This window comes from Methylovorus sp. SPW-M1, assembly GCF_053848825.1.
The window spans coordinates 1276669-1289539 of record NZ_CM132626.1 but is presented as its reverse complement, the minus strand read 5'-3'; the positions used below and the strand labels follow the sequence as shown (position 1 = coordinate 1289539).

Below are 12871 nucleotides of genomic sequence, written 5' to 3'. Positions count from 1 at the left end.
ACTGATAATACGAGAGATCATCAGGGGGTAATACCATGTGTGCAGAAAAATGCCGATTGCGCGAACTGGATATTTTCAAACCCAACACCGCGCAAGAGTTGGAGTTCATGAAGAGCATCCGCTTGCGTAACGTCAAGTTTCCAGCGGGTAAAACCATCGTCAACGAGCGGGCATCCAGTGCCCAGCTCTACACCTTGCTTGAGGGCTGGGCTATCCGGCACAAAACCCTCAAGAATGGCCGTCGCCAGATACTCAATATCATGTTTCCGGGCGATCTGATTGGCCTGCAGCAGAACCTGCTGGACGAAAGCACCAGCAGTGTGGAAGCGATTACTGAAGTCGAATTATGCGAGCTGGATAAAAACAAGCTGTGGCTGCTCTACCAGTCGTTTCCATCCCTCGCCTATGACATCACCTGGATCTGTGCGCATGAAGAACAGATTGTGGATGACAATCTGCTGAATGTCGGGGCGCGTTCGGCCGTGGAAAAAATTGCCATGCTGATTCTGCATGTGTTCAAGCGCTACCGAGCGCTCTACCCCGAAGCGGGCAAAGTCATTCCGTTTCCACTGAACCAGCAGGATGTTGCCGATGCGCTGGGGCTTTCACTGGCGCATACCAACAAGTCATTGAAAAAACTGGAGAAGCTAGGCTTGCATAGAATTCAGGATGGCAAACTGACCATCATGAATGAAAAAGCGCTGGCTACCGTGGCAGATTACTTCGAATCACCGATCACGCCGAGACCGCTGATCTGCTGATGCAATACCTCCGGGGCCATGTCCGCGCCCCGGATCAAATGGCTTGAAACTAGGCTTTTTTCGTCAGCCAGGACATCTTGATGCTCTGCGCGCCGATATCAAACACGACATCTGCATCGTCCGCCAATAGCTGCAGGGCCGCACGGTCAATAATGGCATTCGGAGCATCCACTGGGCGCTGCGCGTTAACATCATAAAGGGGATGCGTGATCACAATCTCCAGGCGCCTGGGGTCCTGAAAATGGATATGCAGATCGATAGGCTGCTGGGCATGATCTTCGATGTAGCACAACAAGCCCAGCCATGCATACAAAAAGGGCGATTCGCGCACCAGGGCATAATCCACGCCGGTATCCTCTGGCAGCCGCTCAACCGAGATATTGCGCAGGGTCAGAAATCCTGACATGAGCTTGAGGCCTGACGCCACAATATCCTCAGGCAAGGCTTCGTTGTCGCTGGATTCATCCCATATACTCAGGGCGCGAATGCCCAATACCGCTTCTTCCAGTTGCAGGTCTATCTTGTTCAGACGCTCCAGCGTCTTGCCTTTATCAAGCACATCTTTTTCAAGATTGCGCCGCATGATGGAGTGATTCATTCGGCTGACAGAAATCGGCCCCAGCAGATTATGGCGCAGCACCGAAAATACCTTGAGGAATACATGATGCCGTATGCCCGCCAATTGCCAGTGGGTACGTGACGATGCTGACTCTTGTATTGTTGTCGTCATTCTTCTTCCCTTCGTCGTAAAGTCCGCGATTAAGCGGTACTGCTCAGAATGCGGTTCAGCACAGCGAGGTCTATTGGTTTTTCCAGGTAATGATCAAATACCTTGGTCGCTTCGACGGCTGCCGCATCTTTTGCTGAGTGTCCGCTGACGGCGATAAATCGCGTGTTTGGCCCCAGTCTTTTATCCTGCACTTGCTTCAACAACACCAGCCCATGCATATCTGGCAAATTCAGGTCCATGAATACCAGATCAAATGCCCCATCATTCAGTTTTTGCATGGCGGATTGCCCATTCACCACCCACTCCACTTCATGCCCTAATAGTTCCAGCAACTCTTTAAAGGTAGCCCCTGCTTCCGGGTAATCTTCCACAATCAGAATACTTTTTTTCATGACCCCTGCAGTTCTATTCTAACGGTTTGATTTTATATATATTTTACATTTATAAGTTTTATATTTTTGAATCAATGCGAAATTCTTTGCGCGGCTTCATCCCCCAGAATCGTGCACGGCAAATGCACAATAAAACTCACATAGCCTTCCGCATGTTCGTAGCGGATATCCCCCTGATGGGCCGCGATGATCTGGTGGGCAATATAGAGTCCCAACCCCAGGCCAGACTTGTTACGCTCACTTACTCCCTGCCGGCGCTTGAAGGGGTCAAACAACACGCCTACCGTCTCGGCCGGGATTTCCGGGCCGGCATTTTTCACATGAAGGTTAACTTTCTCCATATCCCGACTCAGCAAAACCCTCACCGGCTGGCCTGCCAGCCCATGGTGACGGGCATTACTGAGCAAGTTGGATAGCACCTGTGCAATACGGTCGGCATCCACCTGCGCTTCTATGTTGTCCGGGATATCGGCCTCTACCTGAATATCCGGATATGCGGTGACATGCTCAGCCAGCATGTCACGCACCAACAGCGATATATCGGTAGGCTGTATATCCAGCGGCAATCCAAGGCCAGCCTGCAAACGGCTCATGTCCAGCACCTGATGCACCAATCGCTTCATGCGCATGCTGGAATTCTTGATACGCTCGCCCAGCTTGTTCGAACTCGCCCCGTCCTGCATTTCCAGCATTTGCGCCGCCATGGTAATGGAGTTGAGCGGATCGCGCAGATCGTGGCCCAGCATGGCCATGAGCTGGATACGGTGACGCTCGTTGCGGGCATTATGGGCATTGCAGGTTTTCAATAAATCCATACGCAATTCCTGGGCCATGGCCACATCGAGCGGACTCCAGGCCTCAGATTGCCCTTGAACGGTCTCTTTCCACTCTGCAAAGGAGCCGCGCGGCGTCAACCTTGGTCCCAGGGGGCCTATCTTGTATTGCTTCTCCGGCTTGCCGCCCCAGCGTATGGTATGGATGAGTTCGCGCCGGATAAACAGCAGCCAGCTCTTGTGCACCTTATCAATCGAGATTGCCATGACACCGCAGATATCGCCCATGACCGAACGCAGATTGGCGGGGACATCTTCGACCTTGTGGGTGGCATACACATCGGGCAGCGACTGATTCAGCCAGAATAGCCAGGCCCGTATGAATGCCTCGGGGACGTCGCCAGTAACGGCGCTTTTGCCATCGTAACTGATCACGGCTGCATCCGAGGGGATCAAGCCTGCCATGTCCCCGATCGCACTGCGCAGCTGGCTACCAAAATCTTCAGCATCCATCAGTGCTGGCAACAGGGTCACACGCAACTCGGCAACCTGCTCCCGGCGGGTATGCGCTTCAACGGCTTGCAGGCGCTGTATTTCAGAGGAGAGTATGGTGCCCAGCATATGGCAGCTCATACGCACTTCGCGGCTGATGCGATGGGGCTGCATGTGATGGCAGGCAATCATGCCCCACAGCTGCCCATCAATCACGATCGAAATGCTCATGGAGGCAGCAACCCCCATGTTCTGCAAATATTCAATATGAATGGGTGAGACGCTACGCAGCTGGCAAAAACTCATGTCCAGCGGCGGCATGCCGGGCCTCTGCAACAAGGTAACTGGCGGCTCATCCACGTCGGCAATTAGCCGCAGGGTATTCAGCAAATACAGGCGCCTGGCCTGTTGCGGAATATCCGCCGCAGGATAGCGTCGACCACGCCAATCCTCCAGGCTTGAATGACGAGCCTCGGCGACAACTTCGCCACTGCCATCCTGGCGGAAGCGATAGGCCATGACCCGGTCAAACCCCGTCAACTCCCGGTAGTGGTCGGTGACGCGCTGCAAAAGGGTTTCAATATCGGTCTGGTCACGCAGATCATTCAACAACTGCTGAAAATGCGTGGAAAAAAACACATGCTGATCAGAGCCAGCGAGGACCGGCTCAATTTCTGCCACCACCATATCGCCTGCCGCCACATGCAGCATCAGTTCAAATACCCCATGCGGCGCGTGTATATGGCAAACCCGGGTGTTTTGCTGCGATATCAGATAGTCTGAAATCAATGAGGCCGCGCCGGTGAGCTTTGACAGATGGTGCGCCTGCAATGACTGCCCCAGCATCGGCACATCGCCCAGAAACTCTGTGGCATTCTCGCTGCAATATTGCAGGGTGCCGCCCAGATCAAACGCCAGCAATGCGCCATAGGATTGAATGGCGCCCGCCAGATGAATGGGCTCCTGATCGCAATTGTGCAAATTGACACTAATTTGCATGGCTAGCCTGAACGAGAGCAGATGGGTGATAGATATTCAAACACAAGGCAAAGGCATCGCGTGCGCCTTGTTCGGCGGCCGCTTCCCCTGCCTCATCCAGGCATTGATTATCCAGGGCATGGGCAAAGGTCTGCCATGGCGTGCGCCCATGGCTAAGTGCCAGCCTGAAGAAATGCGGTATGCGATCGGGGGCGATTTGCGCGATGCGCGGGTATAACGCGATAGCGCCGAGCATGGAGCCTTCAATTACGTACTGCATGCCCCAGCGATAGCCAGTGAGCGATGCGGCAGATATTGGCAGGGCTGGCGACGGATCAACATGCATGTGCGCGGGAGCAGGCAGTTCCAGATCAACACAAAGCGCACGCAATCTGCGCAGGTTGGATTCGGCGACATGCGCTGGCAAGGGATCAGGCATGGCATGTATCTGGGGAAGCATTTGCAGCAGCCAGGCATGAAAAAGGCCGAGATGATCCAGCACATCAGCATAGGCAGCCTGTGGAGCCGATATGCGGAGGCGAGCATCCAACTCGCGATGCAAGGGCTGCGTGGCGGTACGCAAACGCTGCATCAGCTTAGAGACTCCATTCTTACTGCGGGCAGAGACCGTCAAGCATGTAGCCTTTCCTGTTTTTTGAATTGTTATTTTTTGGATAATTATAGGGAAAGTAGGAATTGTCCGATATGTCATTTGACATAGTGCATTCGGACTAACGATCAAGTGCGAATTCAATAAACACGCGGGTAACGGATGATCAGAAAGCGGTTTCCCGATCAATAAACTCCCCTATCGCTTGCACCACACGCCCGTCCCCCTGAAACGGTCGCGCCAGCCGCAGCGCCATGCCTATATGCCCTTCATTCTCAAAGTAGCGCAACTCCACCCTGCCGCCTGCTCTCTGGATATGCTGGGCAAGGCTCTCACTATTACGTGGAAGTACGGTCTCATCCTTGCGCCCCACCAGCAACAGCACAGGCGGATTCGGTGGCTGCAGCACATTCACTGGCTGCGCCAGATATTGCAAGTGCTCCCCAGGAAAAACAGCCTTCAACCTGGCCGTCTGCAACGGCAGAAAATCATAAGGGCCCGCCAGACCGATCATGCCCCGCAGATCCATAGGCGACATGGCCTGTGCCTGAAGATAAGTGGGATCAAGCGCCAGCAAGGCGGCAATATGGGCCCCCGCAGAATGCCCGGCTACAAATATGCGGCTGGGGTCGCCACCATACTCCGCTATATGCCTATGCACCCACGCCACTGCCGCCGCCGCATCTTCGACGAATGCCGGAAAAACGACTTCAGGGTATTTCCGATAGTCCGGAATAACGACGCTATACCCTCGCGCCGTCAATGCTTCGGCAACAAAGCGATAGTCCTGCCGCCGCCCGGACTCCCAGCTGCCACCATAAAAAAACACCACTACCGCACGGCTCTGGCCGTGAGCGGGAACATAGACATCGAGCGCATTGCCATGGCCCTGCTGATACACAATATCCGGCTGAAGACGGTAGCCGCTGGATGGAATCATGGCATTCATCCAGCGAACCGGCGAGCAGGCACTGCAAAGCAATGCAATAAAAGCAAACAAAGTGCGCTTGGTCATTGATTGAGAGCAGGAAATGAAAAATGAAGAACTTGCCCTATATACGCAAAGCAAGCCAAAGCAGATTCAAAACGGTGTTGCCACAAAAAATTCAGGCAAAAAAATGGGCCTGCAGGAGCAGGCCCGAAATATTGTTGGGGGGGTATCCAACAACAGGGAAGAGACTCCATATTAGCGTCGCCCCCATTTATTGTTGTGTTGATAGTCACAGCAAAGCCAGAATGCTCGTAGCCCAGATCACATCGACGATAGATGGCCGTATTCAGACCATGATTCATGCAGGAATGACCGCCGGGAGCGGCATTGAAGACAAAGCGGTGAGTAAAGACCAAGGCGTCAAATGGTATCGCTGATGGCTTGCAACTGTTGAAAGCAGGTCATGATGGCGTCTATATTGCCCTTGCTGTCACGCAAGGTTTCAAGATAGCCCGGGGCTTCTGTCTGATCATTGAGGATATAGCCGACTTGCCAGAGCGGATTCAATCCATCCACCGCATCCGCAAGCTTACCGTAATACAGAATCTCCTTATGCACGCCTTTTTGCAACGCATCCATCGTATGCTCGGCTTTCACGATACTGAGCGGACTGCCGACCAGCAGGTGAATAAAATACTCACCGTCATAAATCATGGTGCCGCGTATCTGTTGCTCAATAAAAAAACGTCGATAAGTACGAATTTCGTTGCCGATATGGGTCAGGTCTACATTTTTGGCTTCCACGATATAACAGTAAGCCAACAAAATTTCTTTCATGGGGAATCAAATCACTCAGTATTAACAACACTATCCCTGCAGGATTCATACCCGAGCCACAAGGATACAAAAGCACTCTCAAGTCATTGATTTTAATCAATCCTGATTTAAATCAACTGTATGCCGGTCATGACATATCGTCGCTAGTGTCGGTATTCCGTCAAATGGCTGAAAAGCCGGCAGGCCAATACCAAATAACAAACCCCCAGCGCATACGAGAGCCTATGCACTGGGGGTTCAGAAAAGACGATGACTAAAGCGGTGTACCCAACAAGCCGATTAATCCAATAATGATCAGATACAAAGCCACAATGTAATTCAGCAGCCGTGGCATGACGAGAATCAGTATGCCGGCTATCAAAGAAACAATGGGCCCAAGGGTAAGGTGTAGATTCATCGCACGCTCCTGTCTAGGTGGATAATTGAACAACGGCAAAATGGGATCACGGTTGAGCATCCTGGGATGCCGTGACAAATTTGGGTGTTACGCGCCAGATGGTATTGCCCACATCATCGGCCACCAGCAAAGCCCCATGCTGATCGAGCACCAGGCCTACGGGCCGCCCCTGTGCTTCTTCATTGGCGTTAAGAAAACCCGTCAACACATCCTGCGACGTGCCGGAAGGTTTGCCATCGGCAAAAGGCACAAAAATCACTTTATATCCGCTCTTGGGATTACGGTTCCAAGAGCCATGCTGGCCAATGAACATGCCCTCGGCATAGGCTGAAGGCAAGGTATTACCCTTGGCAGCGAGCAAGCCCAGCGATGCGGTATGAGGGCCCAGCGCATAATCCGGAACGATCGCTTTGCTGACTTTTTCGGCATCCTGAGGCTGCACGCGGGTATCCACATGTTGTCCGTAGTAGCTGTATGGCCAGCCATAAAAAGCGTTTTCCTTGACGGAGGTCAGATAGTCCGGCACCAAGTCGCTACCAATTTCATCGCGCTCGTTCACCACGGTCCATAAAACGCCCGTTTGGGGTTCCCACGCCATCCCATTCGGATTGCGCAAACCGGATGCAAATATCCGGTACTGCCCGTTTTCCGGATTGACCTCGAGAATGGCGGCGCGATCTTTTTCAATATCCATGCCATTCTCAGCCACGTTGCTGTTAGAACCCACGGTGACATACAACTTGCTGCCATCGGGACTGGCAATCACATTTTTGGTCCAGTGATGGTTGATGCCGGCAGGCAAATCCACCACCTTTTCACCTGCGGCTTCAATATGATCCGCTCCCGGCGTATAGGGAAACTTGACCAGTGCATCCGCATTTGCCACATAGAAAGTATTGCCGACCAGCGCCATGCCAAATGGGGAATGCAGGCCTTCGATAAACACCTTGCGATAATCCGCTACGCCATCGCCATCGGTATCCCGCAGCAAGGTAATCCGGTCAGGACTTTTAACCCCTGCGCCAGCCCGCTGCATGAACCAGCCAGCAATCCACCCACGCAGGCTGAATGTTTGGTCGTCTTTTTGCGGGGCATTGCTTTCCGCCACCAGAAGATCGCCATTGGGCAAGGTATACATCCAGCGCGGATGATCCAGACCGCTGGCAAAACGGCGCACTTCCAGCCCTTCTGCCGCGATTGGTTTGGCATTGCCATCCCAGCCGACAGCCTTGGCGACATTGACCGTGGGGAGCAAGGTGGATTTGGGAGCTGGCAAGGCAGGCTTTGCGCCCATGCCATCAGTGACGGGAAGGTTTGCTGTATCGCCGCATCCGGCAAGGGCTAAAGCAATCAGGCTAATGGGTAAAATCTTTGATGCTGACATTCAATCATTCCTTACGCTGCAAAATAAAACATGCTGTCAGTATATGCCCCGATGGCATTAGCGCGTGTCAGCGATGCCATGTGACGCATGTAGGATGCCTCCTACACAGGCAGGATATTCAGGCGTCGCTCAAACCTTATTCAAATAAACCATCTGTTAGCTATACCGACAGGTACGCTATTCCTCTGCTCTGAATATAGCGTTATATTGCCAGCATGATAATAAAAATGAGCACAGCTCAAGTTGCGTCCGGAGCCGCTGTTCCGCGCGATTGAAGCAAGTGCCCATATAAAATCGACCAGCATTAAGACAAGAACAAACTTGCCGTTATAGCAATATACAAAGCTGGATACTAGGATGAGGGAAGATCACTTACTGGCATGGGCATACAAGCGTCAGACAGGTCATTGCTCCACAAAATTGGCAAAATAAAACCATGGGGAGGAGATGGGAAGCTCTGGCCATGGCTGATTTTGGTGATTTGCCTCAGCGTGACATATCAGCTTTGGCATCAGACCAGAGAACAGGAGTCTCTGAAGCTCGAAGCTGAGTTTGGCCTGAAGTCGCAACTGGTCGTGAACGAACTCGAACAGTATCTTGCGGTTCAGGATCGGATGCTGCGCGGGGTGCAAAGCCTGTTCAAAGCCTCCAACTCGGTCGAGGAAGAAGAGTTCCTCGCCTATACCGACAGCCTGAAAAATCTGGACAATCATCAAGGCCTGCTGTGTGTGGCCTTTGCAGGCCTGGAACCTCCCCCACCCCCATCGAAGCGCGTGGGCCAGCCCTTGGCAGATACTTCAACGCTGGATCTTGAGAAACGCCATATCCCCGTTGTCTACAGCCAGCCCTTCTCGGGCAGTGATGCGTGTATCCGGCAAGACATCAAAACCCCCAGCAGCCGGTTTACTGCCTTCAAGCAAGCCATGCAAAATGCTGACACGCATCTCACCCCGCCCATCATGCGGCAAAACCGCGCTTCCAATATTGCGACGCTGGACATGATCCTGCCCGTGTATTCGAACAGGATGCAGGATCAATCGATAGCCCAACGTGAACATCATATTCAGGGCTGGGTATTTTCCAGCTTTGACATTGCGACGCTGATGGGAGAAATATTTCAGCAGGAGATTTCAGAGATTGCCATCCATATCACGGATATTTCAGAGTCCCAGGCACTATCGGTCTACCAGACACCAGGCGCAGATAAGGTCAAGAATCCTCGCTATGAATCCTCCAGATATCTGGAAATACATGGCCGCGTGTGGAGTGTCCATATTGCCTCCAAGCCCGCTTTCGAAGCAGCGCTGGATCGCCATCGCTCCAGCCTGATCGCCGGCGCCGGGCTCGCGGTCAGCGTGCTGCTTTATCTGCTCAGCCGGCTGTTTGCCTACCGTACACAGACGCTGAAAACCATGCGTGACATGCACAAGGATCTCATCTTGAGCGAACAGCGCTGGAAATTCGCCCTGGAAGGTTCCGGGGATGGCGTCTGGGATTGGGATATCGAAAAAAACGAGGTCATCCGCTCTTCACGCTGGAAGACCATGCTGGGGATGGAGGATTGGGAAATGGGCCCCGAGCTGGAGGCCTGGAAAGAGCGGATTCACCCGGAGGATGTCTCCAGAGTGCTGAGCGACCTGGAAAAGTACATGAACGGGGAAACCACGCAATACATCAATGAACATCGCCTGCTTTGCAAGGATGGCAGCTGGAAATGGATACTGGCACGTGGCATGGTAGTCGATTGGGCGGCGGATGGAAGGCCGTTGCGCATGGTGGGCACGCATACCGATATCACTAAGCTCAAGGAATCGGAAAGCCTGGTGTGGAAACAGGCCAACTTCGACCAGCTGACCGAGCTGCCCAATCGAAGGATGTTTTATGACCGGCTGGCGCAGGAGATCAAGAAATCCAACCGCCTTGGCCTGCCTCTCGCACTGCTGTTTCTGGATCTGGATCATTTCAAGGAAGTGAATGACACGCTTGGCCATGACAAAGGCGATCAGTTGCTGCAAGAGGCCGCTCGCCGTATTAATCATTGCGTGCGCGATACCGACACCGTGGCCAGGCTGGGCGGCGATGAATTCATCGTTATCCTGAGCGAGCTGGAAGACTTGAACAGCATAGACCGTATTGCCCAAGCCATCCTGTGCAAGCTCAGCGCATCTTTCAAACTGGGCGAAGATATTGCCTTTGTATCAGCAAGCATGGGCATTACGCTCTACCCGACGGATGCCAACAGCATCGACAATCTGCTCAAAAACGTGGATCAGGCCATGTATTCCGCCAAAGCCAGCGGCAGGAATCGCATCAGCTACTTTACGCCCTCCATGCAGCAAGCTGCCCACCAGAAAATGCTGATTACCAATGATCTGCGACTGGCGCTGCAGGAACAGCAACTGCAAGTGCATTACCAGCCGATTATTCACCTGGCGAGCGGCACCATACAGAAGGCCGAGGCGCTACTGCGCTGGCATCATCCGCAACGTGGCATGGTGAGCCCTGCCGAATTCATCCCGATTGCCGAAGACACCGGCCTGATCATGGAGATAGGCGACTGGGTGTTTGAGCAGGCAATGGTGCAGGTCAAAAAATGGCAGCAGCAGCGCGGGGCGCATTTTCAGATCAGCGTGAATAAATCGCCTGTGCAGTTCAAGAACGATAGCTCCACCCACGACCAATGGCTGGATTACATGAAACAGCTGGGCCTGGTGGGTCAGAGCCTGGTGGTGGAAATTACCGAGGGACTTTTGCTGGATACCAGCCAGAATGTCTCCAAAAAGCTGCTGGCGTTTCGCGATGCCGGAATTCAGGTGGCACTGGATGACTTTGGTACCGGCTACTCTTCATTGGCTTATTTGCGCCGGTTTGACATTGATTACATCAAGATCGACCAATCCTTTGTGCGCAATATCTCCACGCAGCCAGACGATCTCGCCTTGTGTGAATCCATCATCGCCATGGCGCACAAGCTGGGTTTGAGCGTGATCGCAGAAGGCATAGAAACGGAAGAGCAATGTGCCCTGCTGAAAGCGGCGGGTTGTGATTACGGTCAAGGTTACTGGTTCTCGCCCGCCGTCCCTGCCGATAAATTTGAAACGCTGGCGTTTTAAGACCAGCTGCAACAGTAAAGCTTAAGGCTGTGCAGCCAGCAGGCCACGCGCCAGTGTGCCCATCTCTTTCACCGCCTGCTCTATCGTCGGTGTCCAGGGATGACTGAAATTAAGCCGAATGAAATTGCGTAACTCCCCCCGACGGCTAAACAAGGCGCCAGGCGCAATCGAGATCCCTTTCGCAATACATAAGCCGTAGAGATCCAGGGCATCCACTCCCACGGGCAACTCCAGCCAGACCACATAACCACCGCCGGGGTGCGAAATACGGGTGCCCGCCGGGAAATGCGCCTCCACCGCCGCCTTGATCAACACGTAGTTGGATTTCAGCATGTGGCGCAAATGCCGCAAATGCAGGGCATGGCTGCTGCGCTTCATGAATTTGGCAATGGCGATCTGCGGCGCGGAAGGAATGGAAAGGCTGTTGAGGAACATCAGCTTTTCCACTTTTTCACGGTACTGCCCCGGCAACGCCCAACCCACCTGGTAACCCGGGGCGAGCGACTTGGAAAACGAAGCGCAATGCAGCACCAGTCCGTCCTTGTCATAGGCCTTGATCGGCAATGGCGGCGCATCGCCAAAATACAGCTCCTGGTAGACATCATCCTCAATCAGCGGAATGCGCTTCGCCGCCAGCAGATTAACCAGCGCCTGCTTCTTGGCATCCGGCATGACCGAGCCTTGTGGATTCTGGAAATTGGCGGTCAGCAACACCGCGGCAATCTGCACGTTTTCCATCAGTGCCTGCAGGGCATCCAGCTCCATGCCCTCTTCCGGATGTGTGCGCACTTCAGCCACCTTCATGCCCATGCGCTCCACAGCATTCGCCAGCGCATAATAACCCGGGGCTTCGACAGCGATGGTATCGCCAGCCTTGGCCACGGCCTGCAGGCACAGGCTGATCGCCTCCGTTGCGCCGTGGGTAATCACAATATCGCGTGGCGAGACATCCATGCCGACATCAAGATAACGTTTGGCAATCTGCTGCCGCAGGCTTTCATTGCCGGGCGGCAAATCATTCAGCACACCCCAGTCGCCATTATCGGCATTCAGGGCGTTTTCATAATTACGGATTTTCTTGACCGGAAACAGCTGGGCGTCTGGGAAAGGCGAGCCCAAGGGTATGGTACCGGACTCGCGTATGGAGCGCAGCGTGGACAATACCAGTTCAACTTGTGTGAGCTGACGCGCAGGGGCGGCAGCGGCATGGGGTTTGCGCGATGGTGGCTGACGCTGGGATACATAATAGCCAGACTGCGGATGGCTGTAGATCACGCCCTCTTGTTCCAGCAGTTCGTAGGCTTTGATGACGGTACTGATGCTGACCTTGTACTTCAGGCTTGCTTCACGTACCGAAAAGACTTTGTCGCCAGGGCGAAGCACGCTCTCATCGATTAATGCTCGGATGCGCGTAGCGACGGTGACGTATAACTTCATGGGTATATCAGGGTAGCCGGGGACGGCTTAATATAC

At 53.5% G+C, this 12871-nt stretch carries 12 protein-coding genes; 3 read left to right on the top strand and 9 right to left on the bottom strand.

Going from position 1 to position 12871, the window contains the following annotated elements:
- The first annotated feature begins 35 nt into the window (after positions 1–35).
- Entirely contained in the window at positions 36–761 is a 726-nt protein-coding gene (locus ACWWD9_RS06020; protein WP_159355501.1) for a Crp/Fnr family transcriptional regulator, read from the top strand.
- A gap of 49 nt (positions 762–810) precedes the next feature.
- On the opposite strand, the gene ACWWD9_RS06015 is transcribed toward ACWWD9_RS06020, so the two are convergent.
- The 5 genes from ACWWD9_RS06015 to ACWWD9_RS05995 all read right to left on the bottom strand — a co-directional run bounded on the left by ACWWD9_RS06015 (position 811) and on the right by ACWWD9_RS05995 (position 5676).
- Positions 811–1491, bottom strand: a complete 681-nt coding sequence (locus tag ACWWD9_RS06015) for a hypothetical protein (protein WP_455868024.1) — start codon at positions 1489–1491, stop codon at positions 811–813.
- A gap of 29 nt (positions 1492–1520) precedes the next feature.
- Positions 1521–1883 (bottom strand): response regulator, encoded by a 363-nt coding sequence (locus ACWWD9_RS06010; RefSeq protein ID WP_015830250.1) that lies wholly within the window; start codon positions 1881–1883, stop codon positions 1521–1523.
- Between the two features lie 71 nt (positions 1884–1954).
- The gene (locus tag ACWWD9_RS06005; protein ID WP_455868023.1) at positions 1955–4147 is read right to left on the bottom strand and encodes an ATP-binding protein; all 2193 of its coding nucleotides are present in this window, start codon (positions 4145–4147) and stop codon (positions 1955–1957) included.
- Positions 4137–4718 (bottom strand): biliverdin-producing heme oxygenase, encoded by a 582-nt coding sequence (locus ACWWD9_RS06000; RefSeq protein WP_455868022.1) that lies wholly within the window; start codon positions 4716–4718, stop codon positions 4137–4139. Before ACWWD9_RS06000 ends, ACWWD9_RS06005 begins: the two co-directional genes overlap by 11 nt.
- A 184-nt stretch (positions 4719–4902) precedes the next feature.
- Positions 4903–5676, bottom strand: a complete 774-nt coding sequence (locus ACWWD9_RS05995; RefSeq protein ID WP_455868021.1) for an alpha/beta hydrolase — start codon at positions 5674–5676, stop codon at positions 4903–4905.
- 91 nt (positions 5677–5767) lie between these two features.
- Here ACWWD9_RS05995 and ACWWD9_RS05990 point away from each other — a divergent pair, with 91 nt between their 5' ends.
- Positions 5768–5926: a hypothetical protein gene (locus ACWWD9_RS05990; RefSeq protein WP_455868020.1), complete on the top strand. Its 159-nt coding sequence runs from the start codon at positions 5768–5770 to the stop codon at positions 5924–5926.
- Positions 5927–6087: 161 nt separating this feature from the next.
- Here the strand turns inward: ACWWD9_RS05990 and ACWWD9_RS05985 are convergent, their stop codons facing one another.
- The 3 genes from ACWWD9_RS05985 to ACWWD9_RS05975 form a co-directional block, all read right to left on the bottom strand.
- Positions 6088–6504, bottom strand: coding sequence for a hypothetical protein (locus ACWWD9_RS05985; protein ID WP_455868019.1), 417 nt, complete (start codon positions 6502–6504; stop codon positions 6088–6090).
- A 253-nt stretch (positions 6505–6757) separates the two neighbouring features.
- Entirely contained in the window at positions 6758–6901 is a 144-nt protein-coding gene (locus ACWWD9_RS05980) for a DUF3096 domain-containing protein (protein ID WP_013442439.1), read from the bottom strand.
- A gap of 46 nt (positions 6902–6947) precedes the next feature.
- Complete coding sequence (locus tag ACWWD9_RS05975) at positions 6948–8285, bottom strand: PQQ-dependent sugar dehydrogenase (RefSeq protein WP_455868018.1); 1338 nt, start codon at positions 8283–8285, stop codon at positions 6948–6950.
- A 491-nt stretch (positions 8286–8776) separates the two neighbouring features.
- On the opposite strand from ACWWD9_RS05975, the gene ACWWD9_RS05970 reads away from it, so the two are divergent.
- Positions 8777–11398 (top strand): bifunctional diguanylate cyclase/phosphodiesterase, encoded by a 2622-nt coding sequence (locus ACWWD9_RS05970; protein WP_455868017.1) that lies wholly within the window; start codon positions 8777–8779, stop codon positions 11396–11398.
- Positions 11399–11419: 21 nt separating this feature from the next.
- Here ACWWD9_RS05970 and ACWWD9_RS05965 read toward each other — a convergent pair whose 3' ends face one another.
- The gene (locus ACWWD9_RS05965; protein ID WP_455868016.1) at positions 11420–12835 is read right to left on the bottom strand and encodes an aminotransferase-like domain-containing protein; all 1416 of its coding nucleotides are present in this window, start codon (positions 12833–12835) and stop codon (positions 11420–11422) included.
- Positions 12836–12871: the final 36 nt, after the last annotated feature.

Coding starts and splice junctions, on each gene's coding strand:
- ACWWD9_RS06020 (WP_159355501.1), top strand. CDS start 36: ATGTGTGCAGAAAAATGCCGATTGCGCGAACTGGATATTTTCAAACCC.
- ACWWD9_RS06015 (WP_455868024.1), bottom strand. CDS start 1,491: ATGACGACAACAATACAAGAGTCAGCATCGTCACGTACCCACTGGCAA.
- ACWWD9_RS06010 (WP_015830250.1), bottom strand. CDS start 1,883: ATGAAAAAAAGTATTCTGATTGTGGAAGATTACCCGGAAGCAGGGGCT.
- ACWWD9_RS06005 (WP_455868023.1), bottom strand. CDS start 4,147: ATGCAAATTAGTGTCAATTTGCACAATTGCGATCAGGAGCCCATTCAT.
- ACWWD9_RS06000 (WP_455868022.1), bottom strand. CDS start 4,718: ATGCAGCGTTTGCGTACCGCCACGCAGCCCTTGCATCGCGAGTTGGAT.
- ACWWD9_RS05995 (WP_455868021.1), bottom strand. CDS start 5,676: ATGATTCCATCCAGCGGCTACCGTCTTCAGCCGGATATTGTGTATCAG.
- ACWWD9_RS05990 (WP_455868020.1), top strand. CDS start 5,768: ATGAAAAATGAAGAACTTGCCCTATATACGCAAAGCAAGCCAAAGCAG.
- ACWWD9_RS05985 (WP_455868019.1), bottom strand. CDS start 6,504: ATGAAAGAAATTTTGTTGGCTTACTGTTATATCGTGGAAGCCAAAAAT.
- ACWWD9_RS05980 (WP_013442439.1), bottom strand. CDS start 6,901: ATGAATCTACACCTTACCCTTGGGCCCATTGTTTCTTTGATAGCCGGC.
- ACWWD9_RS05975 (WP_455868018.1), bottom strand. CDS start 8,285: ATGTCAGCATCAAAGATTTTACCCATTAGCCTGATTGCTTTAGCCCTT.
- ACWWD9_RS05965 (WP_455868016.1), bottom strand. CDS start 12,835: ATGAAGTTATACGTCACCGTCGCTACGCGCATCCGAGCATTAATCGAT.